The 20,656-nt window shown below is 74.0% G+C and carries 24 protein-coding genes; 8 read left to right on the top strand and 16 right to left on the bottom strand.

Annotation, left to right across the window (positions count from 1 at the left end):
• Positions 1-143 precede the first annotated feature (143 nt).
• Together ABD234_RS07925 and ABD234_RS07920 are read right to left on the bottom strand one after the other, a co-directional pair.
• Entirely contained in the window at positions 144-764 is a 621-nt protein-coding gene (locus ABD234_RS07925) for a response regulator (protein ID WP_344355016.1), read from the bottom strand.
• On the bottom strand, positions 761-1,957 hold the full coding sequence (locus tag ABD234_RS07920; RefSeq protein ID WP_344355013.1) for an ATP-binding protein: 1,197 nt from the start codon (positions 1,955-1,957) through the stop codon (positions 761-763). Before ABD234_RS07920 ends, ABD234_RS07925 begins: the two co-directional genes overlap by 4 nt.
• A gap of 150 nt (positions 1,958-2,107) precedes the next feature.
• Between ABD234_RS07920 and ABD234_RS07915 the strand changes: the two genes are divergently transcribed.
• Complete coding sequence (locus tag ABD234_RS07915; protein WP_344355010.1) at positions 2,108-3,199, top strand: ABC transporter permease; 1,092 nt, start codon at positions 2,108-2,110, stop codon at positions 3,197-3,199.
• Positions 3,196-3,894 (top strand): ABC transporter ATP-binding protein, encoded by a 699-nt coding sequence (locus ABD234_RS07910; RefSeq protein WP_344355007.1) that lies wholly within the window; start codon positions 3,196-3,198, stop codon positions 3,892-3,894. The genes ABD234_RS07915 and ABD234_RS07910 overlap by 4 nt, the downstream gene beginning before the upstream one ends.
• On the opposite strand, the gene arr is transcribed toward ABD234_RS07910, so the two are convergent.
• From arr to ABD234_RS07895, 3 genes are all read right to left on the bottom strand, one after another.
• Positions 3,887-4,312, bottom strand: a complete 426-nt coding sequence (gene arr / locus ABD234_RS07905; protein WP_038370710.1) for an NAD(+)--rifampin ADP-ribosyltransferase — start codon at positions 4,310-4,312, stop codon at positions 3,887-3,889. The genes ABD234_RS07910 and arr overlap by 8 nt on opposite strands.
• On the bottom strand, positions 4,309-5,244 hold the full coding sequence (locus ABD234_RS07900) for an alpha/beta hydrolase (RefSeq protein WP_344355003.1): 936 nt from the start codon (positions 5,242-5,244) through the stop codon (positions 4,309-4,311). Before ABD234_RS07900 ends, arr begins: the two co-directional genes overlap by 4 nt.
• A 173-nt stretch (positions 5,245-5,417) precedes the next feature.
• Positions 5,418-5,996: a mycothiol transferase gene (locus ABD234_RS07895; protein ID WP_344355000.1), complete on the bottom strand. Its 579-nt coding sequence runs from the start codon at positions 5,994-5,996 to the stop codon at positions 5,418-5,420.
• A 209-nt stretch (positions 5,997-6,205) separates the two neighbouring features.
• Between ABD234_RS07895 and ABD234_RS07890 the strand changes: the two genes are divergently transcribed.
• Complete coding sequence (locus ABD234_RS07890; RefSeq protein WP_344354997.1) at positions 6,206-7,144, top strand: aminoglycoside phosphotransferase/kinase family protein; 939 nt, start codon at positions 6,206-6,208, stop codon at positions 7,142-7,144.
• Between the two features lie 18 nt (positions 7,145-7,162).
• On the opposite strand, the gene ABD234_RS07885 is transcribed toward ABD234_RS07890, so the two are convergent.
• Positions 7,163-7,594, bottom strand: a complete 432-nt coding sequence (locus ABD234_RS07885; protein WP_038370714.1) for a CHRD domain-containing protein — start codon at positions 7,592-7,594, stop codon at positions 7,163-7,165.
• Positions 7,595-7,748: 154 nt separating this feature from the next.
• On the opposite strand from ABD234_RS07885, the gene ABD234_RS07880 reads away from it, so the two are divergent.
• Entirely contained in the window at positions 7,749-8,861 is a 1,113-nt protein-coding gene (locus ABD234_RS07880; protein WP_344354993.1) for an alpha/beta fold hydrolase, read from the top strand.
• On the opposite strand, the gene ABD234_RS07875 is transcribed toward ABD234_RS07880, so the two are convergent.
• The 3 genes from ABD234_RS07875 to ABD234_RS07865 all read right to left on the bottom strand — a co-directional run bounded on the left by ABD234_RS07875 (position 8,774) and on the right by ABD234_RS07865 (position 12,052).
• Complete coding sequence (locus ABD234_RS07875) at positions 8,774-9,028, bottom strand: PspC domain-containing protein (RefSeq protein WP_038371042.1); 255 nt, start codon at positions 9,026-9,028, stop codon at positions 8,774-8,776. The two genes, ABD234_RS07880 and ABD234_RS07875, sit on opposite strands and share 88 nt — an antisense overlap.
• Positions 9,029-9,121: 93 nt before the next feature.
• On the bottom strand, positions 9,122-10,741 hold the full coding sequence (locus ABD234_RS07870) for an alkaline phosphatase D family protein (protein ID WP_344354987.1): 1,620 nt from the start codon (positions 10,739-10,741) through the stop codon (positions 9,122-9,124).
• Positions 10,742-10,834: 93 nt separating this feature from the next.
• Positions 10,835-12,052: an MFS transporter gene (locus ABD234_RS07865; RefSeq protein ID WP_344354984.1), complete on the bottom strand. Its 1,218-nt coding sequence runs from the start codon at positions 12,050-12,052 to the stop codon at positions 10,835-10,837.
• A 101-nt stretch (positions 12,053-12,153) separates the two neighbouring features.
• On the opposite strand from ABD234_RS07865, the gene ABD234_RS07860 reads away from it, so the two are divergent.
• Together ABD234_RS07860 and ABD234_RS07855 are read left to right on the top strand one after the other, a co-directional pair.
• On the top strand, positions 12,154-13,041 hold the full coding sequence (locus ABD234_RS07860) for a helix-turn-helix transcriptional regulator (RefSeq protein ID WP_344354981.1): 888 nt from the start codon (positions 12,154-12,156) through the stop codon (positions 13,039-13,041).
• A 2-nt stretch (positions 13,042-13,043) separates the two neighbouring features.
• On the top strand, positions 13,044-14,030 hold the full coding sequence (locus tag ABD234_RS07855) for an aldo/keto reductase (RefSeq protein ID WP_344354978.1): 987 nt from the start codon (positions 13,044-13,046) through the stop codon (positions 14,028-14,030).
• A gap of 60 nt (positions 14,031-14,090) precedes the next feature.
• Here the strand turns inward: ABD234_RS07855 and ABD234_RS07850 are convergent, their stop codons facing one another.
• The 4 genes from ABD234_RS07850 to ABD234_RS07835 all read right to left on the bottom strand — a co-directional run bounded on the left by ABD234_RS07850 (position 14,091) and on the right by ABD234_RS07835 (position 16,278).
• The gene (locus ABD234_RS07850) at positions 14,091-14,525 is read right to left on the bottom strand and encodes a VOC family protein (RefSeq protein ID WP_344354975.1); all 435 of its coding nucleotides are present in this window, start codon (positions 14,523-14,525) and stop codon (positions 14,091-14,093) included.
• 145 nt (positions 14,526-14,670) lie between these two features.
• Complete coding sequence (locus tag ABD234_RS07845) at positions 14,671-15,045, bottom strand: VOC family protein (RefSeq protein ID WP_344354972.1); 375 nt, start codon at positions 15,043-15,045, stop codon at positions 14,671-14,673.
• Positions 15,046-15,057: 12 nt separating this feature from the next.
• Positions 15,058-15,288 (bottom strand): hypothetical protein, encoded by a 231-nt coding sequence (locus ABD234_RS07840; protein ID WP_344354969.1) that lies wholly within the window; start codon positions 15,286-15,288, stop codon positions 15,058-15,060.
• Positions 15,289-15,330: 42 nt separating this feature from the next.
• Positions 15,331-16,278 (bottom strand): helix-turn-helix transcriptional regulator, encoded by a 948-nt coding sequence (locus tag ABD234_RS07835; protein ID WP_344354967.1) that lies wholly within the window; start codon positions 16,276-16,278, stop codon positions 15,331-15,333.
• A 63-nt stretch (positions 16,279-16,341) separates the two neighbouring features.
• Here ABD234_RS07835 and ABD234_RS07830 point away from each other — a divergent pair, with 63 nt between their 5' ends.
• Entirely contained in the window at positions 16,342-17,478 is a 1,137-nt protein-coding gene (locus ABD234_RS07830; protein WP_344354964.1) for an epoxide hydrolase family protein, read from the top strand.
• Between the two features lie 190 nt (positions 17,479-17,668).
• Here ABD234_RS07830 and ABD234_RS07825 read toward each other — a convergent pair whose 3' ends face one another.
• Positions 17,669-18,115, bottom strand: a complete 447-nt coding sequence (locus ABD234_RS07825) for a MerR family transcriptional regulator (protein WP_344354961.1) — start codon at positions 18,113-18,115, stop codon at positions 17,669-17,671.
• Positions 18,116-18,256: 141 nt separating this feature from the next.
• Between ABD234_RS07825 and ABD234_RS07820 the strand changes: the two genes are divergently transcribed.
• A complete protein-coding gene (locus ABD234_RS07820; RefSeq protein WP_344354958.1) occupies positions 18,257-18,982 on the top strand; it encodes an SDR family oxidoreductase in 726 nt (241 codons plus the stop codon).
• A gap of 48 nt (positions 18,983-19,030) precedes the next feature.
• On the opposite strand, the gene ABD234_RS07815 is transcribed toward ABD234_RS07820, so the two are convergent.
• Positions 19,031-19,933: a dihydrodipicolinate synthase family protein gene (locus ABD234_RS07815; RefSeq protein WP_344354955.1), complete on the bottom strand. Its 903-nt coding sequence runs from the start codon at positions 19,931-19,933 to the stop codon at positions 19,031-19,033.
• Positions 19,930-20,634, bottom strand: coding sequence for a TetR/AcrR family transcriptional regulator (locus ABD234_RS07810; protein WP_344354952.1), 705 nt, complete (start codon positions 20,632-20,634; stop codon positions 19,930-19,932). The genes ABD234_RS07815 and ABD234_RS07810 overlap by 4 nt, the downstream gene beginning before the upstream one ends.
• Between the last annotated feature and the right edge of the window lie 22 nt (positions 20,635-20,656).

Genomic DNA, 20,656 nt, shown 5'->3' with positions numbered 1-20,656 from the left:
TCCTCATCGCCGTCGGGCAGGCCGTGGGCGCACCCGTGGTCGGAGCCGTCTCCGACGGGAGGAGCCCGGCCATCGCCTTCGCCGCCGCGGCCGTCCTCGCCGTCCTCGGGGCCGGGATCCGCCCCCGATGACCGGCGGGGAGCCTAGCGGAGGATCCCCGCATCCCGCGCCGCGGCGACGGCGGCCGTGCGCGAGGAGACGCCCAGCTTGGTGAAGACATGCACCAGGTGCGACTTCACCGTGGCCTCGCTGATGTGGAGGCGGCGTGCGATGTCGCTGTTCGACGCCCCAACGGCCACGAGCTGCAGCACCTCGGTCTCCCGGGCGCTGAGCCCGGGCCGCGGGGACCGCATCCGGGCGAGCAGCCGGCAGGCGATGGCCGGCGCGAGCGCCGTCTCGCCGGCGGCGGCGGCGCGCACTGCGGCGACGAGCTCGTCCGGGGGCGCGTCCTTGAGCAGATACCCGCTCGCGCCGGCCTCGACCGCGCCGAGGATGTCGGTGTCGGTGTCGTAGTTGGTGAGAACCAGCACCGCCGGCGCCCCCGGGAGGGCGCGGATGCGGCGCGTGGCGTCGGCACCGGTCTGCTCGGTGCCGAACTGCAGGTCCATCAGCACGACGTCGGGCTCGAGGTCGACGGCGCGGGCGACCGCGTCATCCGGGGTCGTGGCGTCCGCGACGACCTCCAGGTCGGCGGCGCTCGCGAGCATGGCGCGCAGCCCGGCCCGCACCACGGGATGGTCGTCGGCCAGCACGATCCGGATCATGGACGGCTCCCCGGCCCGGGCCGGCGGGGCAGCCGGACGGTCACGGTCGCCCCTCGGCCCGGAGCCGAGGCGATGTCGAGGCGGCCGTCGAGCTGCTCGACGCGCTCCCGCATGGCCTGGAGCCCGAAGGAGCCCGCCTCGTGGGAGTCGGACACGGCCGTGGCCACGTCGAATCCCTGCCCGTCGTCGCGCACCGTCAGCGTCGCCCCGTCCCCGTCGGCCGTCAGCTCCACGGCGACGTGCGAGGCCTGCGCGTGCCGGGCGACGTTGGACAGCGCGCCCTGGGCGATGCGCAGCAGCGCGGTCTGGGGACCCATCGCCAGATCGACGTCCGTGGCGGAGACCTCGACCGGGACCGGGCCGCGGCGGGTGTGCTCCTCGCCGAGCCGTCGCAGCGCCGCCGCGAGGCCGTCGTCCAGACGTGCCGGGGTGAGCTCGCGGATGATCTGGCGGGTGTCGGCGAGGCTGTCGGCAGCGGTCTCGCGGGCCAGCGCCACATGCTCCGCACCGGGACCGGAGATCTCGCGCTCCGCAGCACGCAGGAGCATCTGGATGCTCGAGAGGCCCTGGGCGACGGTGTCGTGGATGTCGCGGGCCAGACGGGCGCGCTCGGCCAGAGCCCCCTGCTGGCGCTCGGTCTCCGCGAGCTGCTGCCGGGTCCGCGTGAGCTCCGCGACCAGCTCCTCGCGCTCGGCGGCCTCCCGCCTCAGAGCTCTCGACGCGGCGCCGATGAGGAGCGCCACGGCGGCGGCGACCAGAGGGCCGACCACGCCGCCCACGCTGAAGCCGAGGTGGAGCCCGAGGGCGAGGATCGCGAAGCCTGCGGTGACGACCACGGCCGCGACGCCGCCGCGGCCGGGGATGACGTGGAGATACAGGAAGAACAGAGGGAAGACCAGGTAGGCGCCCTCGGGGCTGAGCCACACGAGCACGGCCCACAGGACCGTGAGGGCGGCAGCCCATGCGAGCACCGGAGCGCGGGGCGCCGAGCCGACGACCCGCCCGGATCGGGCCGCGCGCGCCCCCAGGAGATAGACCGCGACGAACGCGGCGCCGACGGCCAGCATCGCCGGCGCGTCCGGGGACTGCGTGGCGAGGGCGCGGCCGGCGGCGAAGGCCGTGAGTCCGATGAGGAGGACGTGCAGGCCGAGGCGGAGCCCGAGGAACACCGGAGCGAGGGTCGAATGCGGCATGGCCGGCTCAGCCTATGCCAGCCGCCCGCCCGCCCCATCCATCGAAAGTTCGATCGCCGGACCGCCGGTTCTGGCGATGCCGGGCCTCGCCCTCCGCCGCGAGAGTGGGGCAGGAGCCGGCGCAGAGTGCGTCGGCGGAAAGGCATCATCGTGTTCGTCGCCTGGAGAGAGCTGCGGTACGCCCGCGGCCGGTTCCTCCTCATCGGGGCCGTCGTCGCCCTGATCACCCTGCTCGTCGGCTTCCTCTCGGGCCTCACCGGGGGCCTCGCCGCGCAGAACGTCTCCGCGGTCCTCCAGCTGCCCGGGGACCGGCTCGTGCTCCAGCAGCCCGGCGCCGGCGAGCCCCGCTTCGCGACCTCCTCCCTCGGCGAGGACGTCGCGGCGGCGTGGGCCGAGGCGGACGGCGTGCAGACCGTGACGCCCGTCGGGATCGCCCCGGCGCGGGCCTCGGCCGCAGGCTCCGACGACGCCTCCGGGGTGGCGCTGTTCGGACTCCCGCAGGGCGCCTCGGGCACGCCCTCCGGCTCGGTGCTCGCCCTCGCGCCCTCCCGCGACAACGAGGTCGGACTCTCCGCGGGGGCGGCCGAGGCCCTCGACGTCCGCACCGGCGACACGATCACCATCGCGGGGCACGACCTCACCGTCGTCGCGGCCGGGGAGGATCTCTGGTACAGCCACATGCCCGTGATCGCCATGACCCCCGCGGCATGGCGCGAGGCGAGCATGCGGCTCGGCGGCACGGGGGAGGCCACCGTCCTCGCCGTCACCGGCGACCCCGACTGGGAGGCGGTCGGGGCCGGCACCGGCACCGTCGCGAAGAGCCCGGCGTCCAGCCTGACCGCCCTGGAGGCGTTCCGGTCCGAGATCGGGTCGCTCGGGATGATGATCGCCATGCTCTTCGGCATCTCCGCCCTCGTCGTCGGCGCGTTCTTCACGGTCTGGACGATGCAGCGCGCCGGGGACGTCGCCGTGCTCAAGGCCATCGGCGCGAGCACCGGGTCCCTCGTGCGCGACTCCCTGGGCCAGGCGCTCCTCGTCCTCGCCGGCGGGATCGGCACGGGACTCCTCGCCGTCCTCGGCCTGGGCGCGCTGGCCGGCCGGGCGCTCCCGTTCGTCCTCAGCCCGCTGACCACCCTCGCCCCCGCCGCCGTGATGGCCGCGCTCGGGCTGTGCGGTGCGGCATCGGCCCTGCGCTCGATCACCCGCGCCGACCCGCTCACCGCCCTGGGGAGCACCCGATGATCGCTCTGCAGGACGTCACCCTGACCTTCCCCGACGGCGCCGGGCGCATCACCGCCGTGGACCGTGCCAGCCTGCGCGGCGAGAACGGCGTCGTCACCGGCATCACCGGCCCGTCCGGGTCGGGGAAGTCCAGCATCCTCGCCGTCGCCGCCACGCTGATCCGCCCGGACTCCGGCCGCGTCCTCCTCGGCGACGGGCCGTCCGCGATCGACGCGGCGCAGCTCTCGGCCCGCGATGCGACCACGCTGCGGCGCGAGCGCATCGGCATCGTCTTCCAGCAGTCCCATCTGCTCCCGGCGCTCACCGCCCGAGAGCAGCTGCAGGTGATGGGCCGTCTCGGAGGCCGGCGCGGCGCGAGCCGGCGGGCGCGCATCGACGCCCGCGTCGAGGAGCTCCTGCACGCGGTCGGGCTCTCCGAGCATGCCGGCAGGCGGCCCCACCAGCTCTCCGGCGGGCAGCGCCAGAGGGTCGCGATCGCGCGGGCCCTCGTCCACGAGCCCGATGTGCTCCTGGTCGACGAACCGACCAGCGCCCTGGATCAGGAGCGCGGGGCCGAGATCATGCGGCTGATCGCCCGCCTCACCCGGGAGCGGGGCACGGCCACCCTGCTGGTGACCCACGACCTCGTGCACCGCGAGTGTCTGGACGAGCTCGTGCACGTGGTGGACGGCCGCGCCGCCGTGCCGGTCAGTTGATGATCTCGGCGGCGCTCTCGCGCATCTGCGCGATCCGCGCCCGCCATGTCTCCAGGGCCTGCGGGGTCTGACGCGTCCAGTCCGTGATCTCCTCGAGGACGAGCATCGGCGAGCTCGTCCGGAAGGACCGGGTGGGGTTGCCGGGGAACTTCTTGTCGGTGACGTTCGGATCATCCTCGAAGGGCCCGGTCGGCTCCACCCGGTACACGTGGGGCTGCGCGCCCTCGGGGCCGAGCATCGCCGCGATCTCCGCTGCCAGCCCGGCGCCGTCGCGCAGAGCCGTGAAGTAGACGTGATGCATGATCACCTCCGGCCGATAGTTCGAGGCGTGCCCGGGCGTGAGGCGGTCGCCGGGCGCGAGCTGCGCGCGCGTGCCGTGGAAGAAGGGGCCGGACTCGAGCGGCGACGGATCGGTCATGCCCCCACTCTCGCAGGATCGGACCCCTCGCGCCCGCCTCCCGTCCCGTCGAGGAGGCCGTGCATCCTCATCCAATTCACGAAGGAGGCGAACCAGTCGGTGCTGGTGGTCTCTTTCGGATACATGCCGAACCCGTGCCCGCCCCGCTCGTAGAAGTGGAGCTCGACGGGCCGCCCGGCATCGCGCCAGCTCTCGACGAGGGGGAACCCGCGCGCGTCCATCAGGCCGTCGTCCGCGGCCAGGGCGATGAACAGCGGCGGCGCGTCCGCGGGGACCTCGAACGCGGTGAGAGGGCCGTAGATGTCGCCGAGGAAGGCCGGTCTCGCATCTTCGCCGACGAGGGCGGTGGCGACCGTGAGCATGGCGCCGGCGGAGAACCCGACCATGCCGATGCGCTCGGGATCGACCGCCCACTCCGACGCGCGGCGGCGCACGAGGGCGAACGCCGCGCGGGCGTCGGCGACCTGCAGGTCCAGGGCGCCCAGCTCGGCCTCCGGATCGTGCCGGTGCGAGGGGAGGGGGCCTGCCAGCATCTCCCGGATCGCCGCGGCGAAGCCGTCGAGATCCTCCGGGGTGGGCCGCAGGCGGTACTTCAGCACGAAGGCGGCGACGCCGCGGTCCGCGAGCGCACGCGCCACGTCCCAGCCCTCGTTCTCCATGGACAGGGACAGGAACCCACCGCCCGGGGCCACGATCACGGCGGTCCCCGTGGCCGCCGCCGGGTCGGGAAGGAAGGGCGTGAGCGTGGCGGTGCTGACGTTGCGCGCGAACACGCTGCCGTACTCGCGGTGCCAGGCCTCCGGTGCCGAGACGTCCGGCGGCAGCCCCGTGTCGAGCTCGATCGCCTCGGGCTGGGCGGGGGTCTCGATCGGGGTCATCCCGTGCGGCGCGGGCGCCGCAGGGGCGTCGCCGGTGGCCGAGGTCGTGGTCATGAGCTCTCCTTCGGGCTCTGCGCCGAGGAAGCGCGATCTCTGCGCTCCGCGGCGAGCCTAGTGCGGTGACGAAAGCCCAGGGAAGCGGTTTCGGAGAGTTTCGAGATCGGCGGCTGCGCCCGGCGGATCCGCGGCGCTGCGTCAGGAGGGGGCGGCCCGCGCGGGCCGGGTGCCTATTCGGCCGTGTGCTCCGCGGCATCGACCGCGTCGTTGAGGTCGAAGGAGGTCGCCCCGTCGATCGTCTCCCGGATGATGTCCGCGTGCCCGACGTGCCGGGCGACCTCCGTGCACAGGTGCAGCCACATCCACCGCGCATCGATGTGGAAGTCCGGAGGGGCCCACGGTGCGTCCGGGAGGGGGATCTCCCGGTCGAGGGGGACGTCCCGGACGGTCGGATCCCGGATGAGGGCGGTACCCCGGTCGTACACGGCGAGGAGCTCGTCCCGCGACAGGTCCGGGGTCTCCGCCCCGCCGAAGATCCCGTCGAGCCCGATCCGCTCGTTGAGCTCCGCGTACTGGGACAGCTCGAACGTGCGGGGCGCCATGGCCACGCTGGACAGGCTCGCGTGGACGACCTGGGCGACATGGGCGAGCAGGCCGGCGAGCGAGAGCCCGCTCACGGTCGGTGCGGCACGGACCTGCTCATCGGTGAGTCCGTGCACGGTCGTGCGCAGCTGCGCGCACTGCTGGTCGAGGAACGACGCGAGCTCCGCAGGCTCGTTCCCGTGGGTGGACGGTGCGAAGAACGGCATGACGGCCTCCCCGTGGCCCGGTCGGGCGCCCCGGCGGCGGGTCCGCCGAGGGACACGACCAGTGTCCCGCGCTGACGGCGATGAGGGAACCGAGGGCGCCGGGAGGTCCCACGGCACGGCCCTCCGCCCGTCCCGATGCGCCCGGCCCGGCCCGCGGCAGGACGGAAATCCGCTTCCGCGCCCCCGGCCGCCGATGCCACAGTGTCCCCATGGCGCATGAGGGAACCGTGGACATCGAGCCGTGGCTCTCCGAGTGGTGCCGGCGCGAGCTCGGGGCGAGGCCGGTGGAGCTGCTGCTGGCGGCCTCCGTGATGTCCGACGTGCGAGCGCTCCGGCTCGAGGACGGGCGGGAGGTGGTGGTCAAGGCACGGCCCGACCCCACCGGTCGCGTGGACATGTGCCTGGCCGTCCAGCGGGCCGTCGCGGAGGCCGGCCTGCCGTGCGCGCGGCCGCTCACCGAGGGACGCCGGGCGGGGGAGCTGACCGTGCACGCCGAGGAATGGCGGCCGGGCGGGGAGATCGATCGCGGCACCGACGCCGTCGCGGCCGAGCGGTCCGCACGCCTGTACGCCGCCGTCACCGCGGTGACCTCACGGCTCCGTGACCCCGCGCCGATGCCCGCCCCGGAGTGGGTGCGCTGGGATCACGACGGGCCGGGGCACTGGCCGCCCAACCCTCGCCACGACCAGCGCCCCGGCGCGGCCTCGCTGCGCGGGGACCTGGTCGCCGTCGCCGCCCGCACCCGCAGGCGGCTGCGGGCCGCCGCGTCCCTGCCGCATGTGCTGGGCCATGCGGACTGGGAGGCGCAGAACCTGCGCTGGGCCGGGAGCTCCCCCTTCCTCGTGCACGACTGGGACAGCACGGCCTGGCTCCCGGAGGCCGCCCTGGTCGGCGCCGCCTCCGGGGCGTTCGCCAGCGCCGAGACCCCGACCCTCGCCCCGCTGGAGAGCTCCGCGGCGTTCCTCGAGGCCTACCAGGACGCGCGCGGCGCCGCGTTCACGCGGGAGGAGACGGAGGCGGCATGGGCCGCAAGCCTGTGGCCCGCCCTGCACAACGCCCGCGGCGAGATCCTCTGGGGCCAGCCGCCGCAGGCGCTGACGGCCGTGCTCGAGCAGGCCGATGCCCGCCTGGAGCGCGCCGCGGCGTGAGGACCGACGGGGCGCGGGCTACTTGAGCTGTCCGCGCACCTCGCCGCCGGGGTAGGTGGGGGTATGGACGTTGACGTACCAGCCGCGCGGATCCTCCTGGATCCCGGCGAGGATCGCCGGGTCGTCGACCGTCGTGCAGCCCTCGACGTCGAAGGATGTCGCATCCGGCACGGAGAGCGGGATCCGGACGGGGCCGGCGACGCCCCGCGCGCCGACGTGCACGTGCGCGGCCACAGCGCCGGCGGTGAGCCCGGTGACCTCGAGCGTGTAGCAGAACCGGTCGCCGTCGATGGTGTAGTGGAACCTGCCGTGGCCTCCGCCCTCGGCTCCGGTCGTCTCCTGCCCGTTGTTCACGGGGATCGCCGGGGCGGCGCTCGCGGCGCCGGCACCGCCGACGATCGCGCAGAACGAGAGGGCCGCGGCCGCGGCGATGCGGGCGATGGTGTTCATGGGCTGCTCACTTCCTCGTGACGGGCGCCCGCGACGCGGGCCTCACCGAGGACACGAGGCAGCCCTCCGGAGGGTTCATCGGCCGCCCTGACGCGGATGCTAGGTTGCGGACCAGCGCATCTCTCCGTCCGCCGTCGCACGAAGGAGCCCTGGCATGGCACTGATCGAACTGGACCTCCCCTCGAGCAACGGGCGGGACACGATCAGCGCCTGGATGTACGAGCCCGTCGTCCCGGCGCGGGCGGTCGTCCACCTCGTCCACGGGCTCGGCGAGCATTCGCGGCGCTACCTCCGCCTCATCGCGCGCCTGCTGGACGAGGGCTTCGTCGTCGTGGCGGACGACCATGCCGGCCACGGGCGCACCGCCATGACCTCCGGCATCTGGGCCGACGCGGGCGAGGACGCGGACCGCGTCGTCGTCGCCGACGAGCAGGCGCTGCGGGCCCGGGCGGCGGAGCGGCACCCCGACCTGCCGTACGTCGTCTTCGGCCACTCCTGGGGGTCGATGATCGCGCGGGCGCTCGCCGCCGAGCCCGGCACGGCGCTCGACGGCCTCGTGCTGGGCGGGATCGCCGCCGGGATGGACGGCCTCGAGCAGCGGCTGGACCGCGCGGCCCTGGCCGCCCTGCCCGACCCGGAGGCCCCGGCGCCCGAGGCCCTCGTCCAGCAGATGTTCGCGGGGTTCACCGAGCGCTACGGCCCCGATGCCGGTCCCACCGACTGGGTCGCGCGCAGCGCGGACGTGGTCCGCGATCATGCCGCCGACCCGCTGAACAACTTCGGCGCCCCGATGAGCGTGCGCTTCCTGCGCGGCTTCGTGGCCCTGTACGACGCCGCCAACGGCCCCGGCTTCTACGACGGACTCCCCTCGGACCTGCCGGTGCTCATCCTCGCCGGCAGCGAGGACCCCGTGACCGGCTACGGCGAGGGCGCCTACCACGTCGCCAACAGGCTCATCGCGACGGGCATGCCGACGTCCGCACCCGGGTGTGGGCAGGATTCCGCCACGAGGTGCACAACGAGCCGGAGATCCGCGACGAGGTCGCCGCGGAGATCATCGCCTTCGTCGAGCGCGTCATCGGCTGACGCCCCGTTCCCCCGGGCGCGGGAGCGCCACGCGATGTGCCGCTCGGCCCCCGCGACGTCCGGCCGCCGTTCCCCGGGCCGGTCGTCGCCGGCTCAGAAGCGCGCGGACCGCCCGCCCAGCAGGCGCTCCGCAGGGATGGAGCCGTCCTGCCAGGGCAGCAGGATCCACGCCACCAGGTAGGCGCCGACCCCGAGCACCGGGAGCAGGAAGGAGGCGAGCAGCAGCGCGCGGACCAGCCACACGTTCAAGCCCAGCTTCTCGGAGATGCCCCCGCCGATGCCGCCGAGGAGACGTCGGGGACCGCGCCGGAAGCCGAGGCCGTGCAGGGTGTCGAAGATGCGTGTCATGGCCTCCACGCTATGCTCCCGGCGCCCGCACCGCAGCGGGGCAGACCCGACGTCCCGGGGGAGGAGAACCGTAAGCGCCTCCCGGCGGCACCCTCATCGCTGCGGGGTGAGCGTCCGGGTGTACTGCACATCCCCACTCGCGTCGATCAGCTCGACGGTGAACTCCTCGCCTTGCGGCGCCACCTCGACCCGGCCGAAGAACTGGCCGGTGCCGTCGCGCGGGGAGCCCATCGGGGGACCGGCCTTCTGGAAGTCGACCTCGGGGCCGAAGGTCCCGTCCAGCGCGTTGGGGCCGAAGGAGCCGGCGTTGATGGGGCCGGCCACGAACTCCCAGAACGGGTCGAAGTCCGTGAACGCGGCGCGCTCGGGGGAGTAGTGGTGGGCGGCGCAGTAGTGGACGTCGCCGGTGAGGAAGACGATGTTCCGCGTGCCCTGGTGCTTGATCCCCGACAGCAGGCGGGCCAGCTCCAGCTCGCGGCCCAGCGGTGCGCCGTCCTCCGCGTTCGAGATCGACTCCTGGCCCTCGCCGTCGGGGACGATGACGCCCAGCGGGAGGTCCGCGAGGATCACCTTCCAGGTCGCGGTCGAGGTGCGCAGCCCCTCCAACAGCCACTGCAGCTGCTCCTCGCCGAAGATCGAGGTGGCCTGCTGCTCCCTGCCGGCGGTGTTCTCTCCCTTGGCGGTGCGCATGTCCAGGACGAAGACGTCCAGGTCCGGTCCGCGCTCGATGCGGCGGTAGATGCGCGCCGGCTCGAAGCCGGAGCCCCGTCCCATCGCCCGCGGATCGGCGATGGGCTGGTACTCCTGCCAGGCGCGGCGGCCTCGGGCGGCGAGCGTGTCCACGTCGCGGACGGTGTAGCGCTCGTCCTCGAGGATCTCGCCGGGCCACCAGTTGTTGGTGGTCTCGTGGTCGTCCCAGGTCGCGATGACGGGGACCTCCGCGTACATCGCGCGGACGTTCTCGTCCAGCAGGTTGTAGGCGTGGCGGCCGCGGAACTCCTGCAGGGTCTCGGCGACCTTGGAGACCTCCTCGGTGACGACGTTGCGCCAGATGGCGCCGTCGGGCTCCTCGAGGGTCTCGGCGATCGGGCCGTCGGCGTAGATCGTGTCCCCCGCGTGGAGGAAGAAGTCCGGGGCGAGCGAGCGCATCGTCTCGTAGCCGAACATCCCGCCCACATCGGGGTTGATCCCGTAGCCCTGACCGGCGGTGTCCGCCGTCCAGACGAAGGTCTGCGCGCCGTCGGAGCGCCTGCCCGGGGCGGTGCGGAAGCTCCCCCTGCCGATCTCGCCCCTGCGGCCGTTCTCGTCCTCGAAGAAGATCTCGGTCTCGAAGGCGGTGCCCGCGGGCAGGCCCTTCGCGCTGATCCGCGCCGTGAGGTCGGTGTCCGCGCTCGCCCAGGAGCCGCGCAGGGTGATCGGCCCCCTGCCCCGTCCCCTGCCGCGGCCGGTGATGCGCTCGCCGTCGGCGTCGAGCGGGTGCAGCACGGCGTGCAGCCGTCCCACGCCGCTGGCGCGGGACCACAGCACCGCGCTGGAGGAGGTGACGTCGCCGGTCTGGATGCCGGAGGGAAGCGTGAGGCGCGAGCCGACCGGGCCGGTGGGACGGGTCGGGGCGGCGACGGCGGGGGCCGCGGCCGGCAGGGTCGTGGCGAGCGCCGCGGCGGCGGCGCCCTGGAGGAGGGTACGGCGGTTCGGAGCGGAGGGGCGTTCCATGCGGGCCAGTGAACTCCCCGCGCATGGCCGTCTCGTGGCGGGCGGATGAATGCGAGGGGACGGTCCGTCGCGGGCGCGATGCCGCCCGCCTGCTCAGCCGTCGGCGGGCACGGAGGCCCGAGCCGGGGAGGCGCGGCGGGCGGCGTGGACGAGGCCCAGGCCGGCGAGGGTGAGGAGCGCGCAGGCGAGGAAGATGCCGCGCTGGCCCAGCAGGGGCAGGGCGCCGAGCGCGATGATCGGCCCGGAGACGACGGCGCCGATGCGCCGGGTGTTCATGTACAGCCCGGTCGCGGCGCCCGCGCCGGGGATGAGGTCCTGGAACAGCGCCAGTCCGATCCCGGAGATCGCCGCGACGCTGATCGCGTTCAGCGGCTGCAGGGCCAGCAGCAGGATCGGCTCGGTGACCGCGGCGAGGCCGATGTAGTAGGCGACCCCGGCGATCGCGCCGAGGGCCACGAGCCTCAGGTGGGGGATCCGGTCGCTGAGCCGGCCGATGATGAGCAGAGCGGGGACCTCGAGGGCGGCGGCGACGCCGAGGGTGATCCCGCCCCAGAGGATCGCCAGGCCGACGGTCCCGGAGACGTAGAGCGTCAGGAAGGACATGGCCGTGGCGTTGCAGCCCTGGAAGAGCACGAATGCCGCCACCACGAGGATCGTCGCGGCCCGGCCCGAGACGGGCCGGACGGGCGCCTCAGCGGGAGCCCGGGCCTCCGGGCCCGGCGCGGCGACGCGGTCGAGCCGCCGGCGACGGGCCATCATCGCCGCGGTGGTGGCGATGTTGAGGACGGCGATGACCACCAGGGCCGCGAGGATGCCGCGACCCCCGGCCGCGCCGATGATGAGCGTCGCCAGCGGCGGCCCGCCCACCCAGGCGACGGAGACGATCGCGCGCGTGCCGACGATCCGGGAGGTGGTCGTCCCCGCGTCGCGCAGATGCGCGAAGAGCATCGTGGTGCCCAGGCCCGCGGGACCGCCCAGCACCACCAGGGCCACGGTCGCCGGCGGGAGGGAGGACACCGTCGCGAGGGCGCCGGCCAGGGCGATGGTCAGCACGCCGCAGCCCAGCAGGATCTGCAGATAGGAGCGGTTCCTGTCGGCCCACGCGGGGATGAGCAGCGCGGCGAGGAACCCGCCGGCGTGGTAGACCGCCAGCGTCCAGCCGATGTCCGCGGTGGAGGCGTCGTACAGCGTCGCGAGGATGATCGCGAGCGCCGGGCTGAGCAGGGCGACCTGGAGCCCCCACAGCAGGGCGGAGGCGGGGACGAGCAGTCGCGCGGGCGCCGGCGCGGCGGCGGGAGCCGGGATGGTCATGGCCCCATCGGACCCCGTCCTCCTCGCGCGAGGAAGGGATCGCGCAACCGTGTACTGCCCGTACGCCCCAGAAGCCTCCGGACCGGCCTAGCGTTGTCGCCATGGATCAGCGGCACGAGGTCGGCGAGTTCCTGCGCAGCCGACGCGACAGGGTGACGCCCGAGCAGGCGGGCCTCATCGGGGGCGGCCGCCGCCGGGTCCCGGGCCTGCGCCGCGAGGAGGTCGCCATGCTCGCGAACATCAGCGTGGACTACTACGCGAAGATGGAGCGCGGCGACCTCAAGGGCGTCTCCCCGGAGATCCTCGACGCCCTCGTCCAGGCCCTGCGCCTGGACGAGGCCGAGACGGACCACCTGCACAACCTGGCCGCGGCGGCGAACCCCCACCCTCCGCGCCGCCGGTCCCGGCCGGGGCCGACCATGCGCCCCAGCCTGCAGCGGTTCCTCGACGCCATCACCGGGGCACCGGTGTGGGTGCGGGACCGGCGGATGGACATCATCGCCGCCAACGCGCTCGGAAGGGCGCTGTACCGACCGGTGATCGAGGATCCCGAGGGACGGGGCAACACGGCACGGTTCCTCTTCCTGAGCCCTGCGGCCAGGACGTTCTTCCCGCACTGGGAGCAGGGGGCCGACGACATCGTCGCCACGATGCGCGGCTATGCCGGGCAGAACCCGCGCGACACGAAGCTCACCGACCTCATCGGGGAGCTCGTCACCCGCTCGGACGCGTTCCGCCGGCGGTGGGCCGTGCACAACGTCCGGCACCACCGCACCGGGATCAAACGGATCCATCACCCGGACGTCGGGGACCTCGAGCTGTCGTACGAGGCGCTGGAGCTGCTGGCGGCCCCGGAGTGGTACATGTTCGCGTACACCGCAGACCCCGGCACCCCGTCCGAGGAGCGCCTGAAGCTCCTGGGGAGCCTCGCCGCCACCGCGGCACCGACCCCGCCCCTGCTGGGGCACCCGACCACCCCGGAGGACTGATCATGCACACCAGGACGCTCGGACAGGGCCTCGAGGTCTCCGCCATCGGCCTCGGCGCGATGGGCATGTCCCAGGGCTACGGACCCAACCCCGGCAGCCGCGACGAGATGATCGCGGTGCTGCGCAGCGCTCTCGAGCACGGGGTCACATTCATCGACACCGCCGAGGTGTACGGCCCGTACGTGAACGAGGAGCTGGTCGGCGAGGCCCTCGAGCCGGTCCGCGACCAGGTCGTCATCGCCACCAAGTTCGGCTGGGACATCCGGGACGGGGCGATGGTCGGTCTGGACAGCCGGCCCGAGCAGATCCGCCGCGTCGCCGAGGCGTCCCTGACGCGGCTGAGCACCGACGTGATCGACCTGCTCTACCAGCATCGCGTCGATCCGGCCGTGCCGATCGAGGAGGTCGCCGGGACCGTCGGCGAGCTCATCGCCGAGGGGAAGGTGCGGCACTTCGGGCTCTCGGAGGCCTCGGCCGCCACCATCCGCGCCGCGCACGCCGTGCAGCCGGTGACCGCGGTGCAGAGCGAGTACTCCCTGTGGACGCGCGACCCCGAGCAGGAGGTCCTGCCCGCGCTCGCGGAGCTGGGCATCGGCTTCGTGCCCTTCAGCCCGCTGGGCAGGGGGTTCCTCACCGGGACCGTCGACACCTCCACGAGCTTCGCGGAGGGGGACATCCGCACGCGGGTGCCGCGGTTCGAGCCCGAGAACCTGGCGGCCAACCAGGCCCTCGTCGAGCATGTGAGGCAGCTGGCCGCGGCCAAGGGGTGCACGCCCGGGCAGATCGCTCTCGCCTGGCTGCTCGCCCAGCAGCCGTGGATCGTGCCGATCCCCGGCACCCGGCGCACCGCCCGCATCCAGGAGAACGCCGAGGCGGCGCAGGTCGCGCTGTCCGCCGACGAGCGCGCCGACCTCGACGGCCTCGCCCGGCGCGTGGGCGTGCAGGGCGGCCGCTACGACGCCGCGGGGATGGCGATGGTCGACCGCTGATCCCGCCCGCGGCGCCCGGCCCGCCGTCGGCGCTGCGGCGACCGGGCTCCGACGGCGGGGTCAGACCGGCCGGGACTCGACCGGCCGCGCGTCCCCGTCCTCGTCGACCCCCTTCTGCGCGGCCCGGCCGAGGGGGGTGAAGACGTTCACCAGGTTCCCGTCGGGGTCGCGGAGCAGGAACGAACGGTTCCCCCATGGCATGTCCCGCGGCGCGTCGGCGACCGTGCCGGTCCCGCGCGGCAACGCACGGCTGACGGCGTCGACGTCCTCGACCTGCAGGTCCAGGATGATGCTGCGGTTCGCCCGGGCCTCGGCCACGCCCTCGCCCAGCAGCGGGATCGTGGCGGTGCTCGCGATCGCGAGCGTGCCGGTGGGCGTGCGGATCTCGCCGAACATGGGGTGCCGGCGCACGGCGTCGACCCCCGTGAGATCCGCGTAGAAGGCCAGGAGCGTGTCGACGTCGTCGGTGAGGATGCGGGTGGCGGCCAGGTGCATGAGGGTCCTCCGGATGGGGCGGGGCGGTCTCGGGAGTCGTCCGTGCTCCCGGCTCCGGACCGTACGCGGGATGCCGGACAGGTTCCGTCCGGTATGCGCCGCGATGCCCGGACCCGGTGCCCGGAGGCGGTCCGACGGGCCGGGCTCAGAGGTACCCGCGGGTGATCAGCTCCAGGTAGTGGCCCGAGGGGTCCAGCAGGTAGACCCCGCGCCCGCCGTGCTCCGCGTTGATCTGCCCGGGCCGCGTCCGCTGAGGGTCTGCCCAGTGGTCCTGCCCGCGATCGAGGATCTTCGCGTGCGCGCGGTCGAAATGCTCGTCGTCCAGCAGATAGGCGTAGTGCTGGGGCGGGAACTCGATCGGTGGAGCGGCGAACTGCAGCAGCACGCCGCCGCCGATAGTGATGTTCGTGAACGGGCCCCAGGCGGGGGCTTCGTCGGCCTCGAGCAGGTCGAGGTAGAACCCGGCCATCTCGGCGGGGTCGGTGGACGCGATGATGGTGTGGTTGAAGTGCGCTGTCATGGGAGGCCGCCCTCACGACAGCCACATCACGAGGCCGAGCACCACGCTCAGGATCAGCGGCAGCAGCAGCTGCCGCCGCACCAGCGCCGGGCGGTCGCGCTCCTCGACACGGCGGTACCGCTGCTGCCAGCCCCACAGGAGCCGCCAGCTCGTGCGCGGGGAGATCAGGCCCCACAGGCACAGGGCGGCGACCACGGCGAACGGCGCCACCCGCAGCAGATCGTTCTCCGGGACGCACCACACGGCTCCACCGTACCGGCCGGGGGACGGATCCTCCCTCGCCCGTCACCTGGTCGCGCGGTGCAGCCTCGCGGCGAGGCGCTCGAACGCGGCCGCGAGCTCGCGGCCCTCGAGGACCTCGAGATCGACGCCCAGTCCGATGAGCCACAGGGCGAGCCGGTCGGGATCCCGGGAGCCCACGGCGACGCGGCAGGACGTCTCGTCGACCGTCTCCACGTCCACGGGGACACCGAGCGCCGCCACGACCTCCGCGGCGGGTGCATGCACGAGCACGAGGGCGTGGGAGGTCCAGGCGTCGATGCTGACGCGTCGCACCACGAAGTCGACCGCATCGTCCGCCGGGTCGGCGCGGGCACGGAACCGCGCTCCCGACGCGGCCGCCCGTCCGATGCGGTCGACGCGGAACACCCGCCAGTCCCCGCGGTCGAGGTCCCAGGCGAGCAGGTACCACAGCGGACCCCAGCTCACCAGGCGCTGCGGCTCGAGGCGGCGGGTCTCCTCCTCGCCGCCGGGCTTCGTGTACCCGCAGCGCAGCCGCTCCCGGCCTCGGATCGCGGCGGCGATCGCGCCCAGCAGGGGGAGATCCGGCGCGGAGCCCTCCCCGGGGACCGTGCTCGTCGCCTCGCGCACCGCGGCGAGGCGGGGGCGCAGGCGGGCCGGCAGCACCTGCTCGAGCTTCGCGAGCGCGCAGAGCGCCGTCTCCCCGCCCCCGGTCCCCGCCGCCGCGAGCGATCCGAGGGCGAGGGCGACCGCGACGGCCTCCTCGTCGTCGAGCTGCACGGGCGGCATCGTCGTCCCGGCCGCGAGCCGGTACCCGCCGGCGACGCCCGGTCGCGCCTCGACCTGATAGCCGAGCGACCGCAGGCGGGCGACGTCGGCGCGGACGGTCCTCGTGCTCACCGCGAGCCGGACGGCGAGCTGCGAGCTCGTCCAGTCCCGCCGGACCTGGAGCAGCGAGAGGAGGTCGAGCAGACGGGCAGAGGTCTGGAGCATGGATCCGATCATCCTCGCCGATGCGGAAGCATCCTTTCCGCATCGGCGAGGAACCTCGATCCCATGACCCAGGACATCGCTCGCGCCCCGTTCCGCATCACCATCTCCCCGGAGGATCTCGACGACCTCCGGCACCGCCTCGCGCGGACCCGCTGGCCGCTGCCCGTGCCGGGACGCGGAGACCGTCCCGACTTCCGACGCGGCATGTCCCCGGCGTACCTGGCGGAGCTCGCCGAGCACTGGCACGACGGCTTCGACTGGAGGGAGCAGGAGGCACGGCTCGCCGAGCTTCCCCAGCTGACCACGGTCGTGGACGGCCAGACCTTCCATCTCGTCCACGTCCGATCGGAGGATCCGGAGGCGATGCCGCTGCTGCTGCTCCACGGCTGGCCCGGTTCGTTCCTCGAGTACCGGACGATCATCCCGCTGCTGACCGAGGCGTTCCATGTCGTCATCCCGTCCCCGCCCGGGTTCGGCTTCTCCACCCCTCTGGCCGGGACCGGCTGGGAGCTGGCGCGCACCGCGGACGCCTACGCCGAGATCATGACCAGGCTGGGCTACCGGAGATTCCTCGTCCACGGCACCGACATGGGCACGGGGATCGCCGGACGGCTCGCCGGCGTGCACCCCCGGCGCGTGATCGGCATGCACCTCGGGGCGGACCGCGCCGTGCTCGGACTGGCCGGGGATCTGTTCCCCGCCCCCGAGGGGCTGGCGGGCCCGGAGCGCCGCGAGCTCGAGACCCAGCAGGCGATCAGCGCGGCCGAGAGCGGGTACCGCGCCATGCACAGCCATCGGCCGGACACGATCGGGCCGTCCCTCACGGATTCGCCCATCGGCCTGCTCGCGTGGATCGCCGAGAAGTACAAGACCCGCTCCGGGGACGGCTTCGCCCCGCCCGCGATCGACCGGGATCTGCTGCTGTCGACGGTCAGCCTGTACTGGTTCACCCGCAGCGGTGCCTCGAGCGCCCAGTTCTCCTACGAGTTCGAGCACTCCGGCCTCGCCCCCGTCATGGCAGCCGAGGTCCCTTCGGGATGGGCGGTGTTCGATGCGCATCCGCTCGTGCGGCGGGTGCTGGACCCGCAGGGAGCGATCGGCCACTGGAGCGAGTTCGCCCGGGGCGGCCACTTCCCGGCGGCGGAGGTCCCGGAGCTGCTCGCCGCGGATCTCCGGTCCTTCGCCCGCAGCATCTCCTGACCCCGCAGTCCACCGTGCGGTCCGGTCCCGGGGTCGCCCTCGGCGGCCGGGCTGCCGCCGACCAGGGCGTCCCGTGGCAGAGCACGACGTCCCCGGCGCTGTGCGGTCCCTCCGGGCCGAGGCGGCAGGTGGCGATCTCGACGCCTTCGATCGTCTCGAGGACGGGCGCGGGCAGGGGGCGGGAGGGCGGTCACGAGTCCCCGGCGGGGACACCGGCACGCTCCGGTGCGGGCGCCGCCCCGGGGCCCGGGTACTGCGACCAGGCCGGTTCGCGCAGGCCCGGGCAGTGCTCCGGGGTGGGGTGACGGGCCGTGTCGATGATGCGGTCCAGCGCATCGCGGGCGGCGGCGAGGTCCGCCATGGCGGCGCTGATGCGTTCGCGCTCGGCGCCGAGCATCGCGAAGACCTCCGGCGATCCCTGGCCGCTGTCCACGCACGGCAGCAGCTGGGCGATCGTGCGGCTGGAGAGCCCGGCGGTGAAGAACTGCTGGATCAACCCGACGCGCTCCACGGCCGATGCCGGATAGTCGCGCTGCCCGCCCGGCCCGCGCTCGGCGTGCAGCAGTCCCTGCTCCTCGTAGTAGCGCAGCGCCCGCGGGCTCACTCCCGCGCGCTCCGCGACCTCCCCGATCCGCATGGCTGTCCTCTCCGTCACACCCGACTTGCCCTTGACGTCAACGTCAGGTTCTAGCGTACTCGGCATCGGCCCCGATGGCAGGGCGGACGGCCGGACCCGACGCCGGAAGTGCGGGAACAGACAGCAGGAGGCAGCCACACCATGGACATCACCGACCAGATCGCCCTCGTCACCGGAGCCAACCGCGGCATCGGCCGCGAATTCGTCCAGGAGCTCCTGGAGCGCGGTGCGCGCCGCGTGTACGCGACGGCCCGCCGGCCCGAGAGCATCGCGGTCGACGACCCGCGCGTGGTGCCGCTGCACCTGGACCTCACCGACGCGGACTCCGTGCGCGCCGCAGCCCGGGCCGCGCAGGACGTCACCGTGCTGGTGAACAACGCAGGCATCTCCACCGGCGCATCCCTGGTCACCGGGGACCTGGCCGAGGTGCGCCGCGAGATGGACACGCACTTCTGGGGGACCCTCTCCGTGATCCGCGAGTTCGCGCCCGTCCTCGCCGGCAACGGCGGCGGCGCCATCGTGACCGTGCTCTCGGCGCTGTCCTGGTTCTCCACCGCCCGGGCCGGCGCCTACGCCGCCGCCAAGGCCGCCGAGTGGAACATGACCAACGGCGTGCGCCTCGAGCTCGCCGCGCAGGGCACTCTCGTGCAGGGGGTGCTGCTCGGGGCCGCGGACACCGATATCACGGCGGACTACGACGGCCCGAAGATCGACCCCCGCGAGGTGCCCCGCCGGTCGCTGGACGGTCTCGCCGACGGCTCGATCGAGGTGATCGTCGACGACTGGACCGCGATGGTCAAGGAATCCCTCGCCGGCGATCCCGCCCCGTTCTACGCCCGGATGACGCAGCTGCTCGGCGCGTCCTGATCGGACCGCCGGGCCGCGCTGGTCACCGGGGCCGAGGGGCGCCGGGGCCTACCGGTCCAGGCCCAGCTGCGCCACGACCTCCGCGACCCGGGCGCGGTCCGGTGCGGCCAGCCCGTGCACCGGCAGCGGCAGGCAGTCCGGTCCCGCCAGCCCCCTCTGCTCGGCGATCGCGGCGACCACCCGCAGGCTGCCGCCGTGCTGCGCGAACAGCTGCCACAGCGGCTCGAGGCGCGCGGAGAGCTCGCTCGCCCGGTCGTCGCGGCCCTGCTGCGCCGCACGGGTGATCTCCAGGGCCGGCCGCGGCAGCGTCCCGGCGATCACGGAGTACCAGACGTCGCAGCCGGCGATCAGGCCGGCCGCCCCGGAGGCGTCCCCGGAGACACCGATGCTCACGTGCGCCGGGATGACGGAGCGGATCGCGGCGACGTGCGCGGCGGCCTCCGCCGGATCGGCCGGGACCCCCGGGATCTTGATCGAGGCGATGCCCGGCAGCTCCGCGATCCGCGCGTACAGGTCCCGGGTGAAGGTCACGTGGGTGGTGCGGGGGTTGTCGTAGACGATCACCGGCAGCGGCGAGCTCTCGACGGCGGCGCGGAAGAGGTCCAGGATCTCGTCGTCGCCGAGGGGCTGGTAGGTCATCGGCGCCAGCAGCACGCCGCGGGCCCCGGCCGCCTCCGCATCGGCGATGTGCACGAGGACCTGGCTGGTCCGCAGCGCCCCGACCCCGACGATCACGGGGACCTCGCCGGCGGCCTCGACGGCCAGGTGCGCGGCGCGCGAGCGCTCGGCGGCGGTGAGATAGGCGTACGAGCCGGTCGAGCCGAGCACGGTGATCGAGTCCACCGCGTGGGCGGCGAGCCGGCGGACCAGGCCGATGAAGGATCCCTCGTCCAGCGCGTCGTCCCGCAGCGGGGTGAGGGGGAAGGCGCTGAGGCCGGCGGGCACGGTCATCGGCGCTCCTCGGAGGCATCGGGCGCTCGGTCCCCGAGCCGCGTCAGCCACTGGATCAGCAGCTGCGTCTCGGCGCGGCCCAGGATCTCGGGATGGGAGGCGGCGATCTCGACGGCCGCGGACAGGGGGTTGTCCGGGCGCGTCCCGGTGCCGGTGATCGCGGCGATCGTCCCCTCGCGCACGGCGGCCGAGAGCTCGGGATCCGCGGCCGCGAGGATGATCTGGCGCAGCGTGACGCCGATGTTCGTCACGAGCACGTGCGCCGCCGCCTGCTCCGCGGGCACGACCAGGCGACCCTGCTCGGCCGCCCGGGTGGTCAGCGACAGCAGGATCGCGCTGGGGCGGGACTGCGGCGCGGGCGAGACGCCCGGGCTGACCTTCCCGTACATCAGGGTGTAGAACCCGGGGTTGGCCAGGCCGAAGGCGACGTGCGCGTCCCAGCCCGCGCGGATGTCCTGGATCGGGTCGCCGGAGGACTCCATCGCGGACTTCTCGCCGAGGTAGAGGTCGAAGCCCCGTTCGATGACGGCGTCGACGAGTCCCTGCTTGGAGCCGAAGAAATGGTAGAGCGTCGGCATCTTCACGCCGACCGCGTCGCACACCGCGCGCAGGGAGAAGTCCTCTCCGGGGGAGGCGGCGATGAGATCGGCCGCCGCGACGATCAGCCGTTCCCGTGTATCGCCTGTCGCCGAGCCTGTCATGGTGCTACATTACCGGATGTAG

Source organism: Brachybacterium phenoliresistens, assembly GCF_039530785.1.
GTDB lineage: Bacteria > Actinomycetota > Actinomycetes > Actinomycetales > Dermabacteraceae > Brachybacterium > Brachybacterium phenoliresistens.
This window is presented reverse-complemented; position numbering and strand designations above follow the sequence as displayed.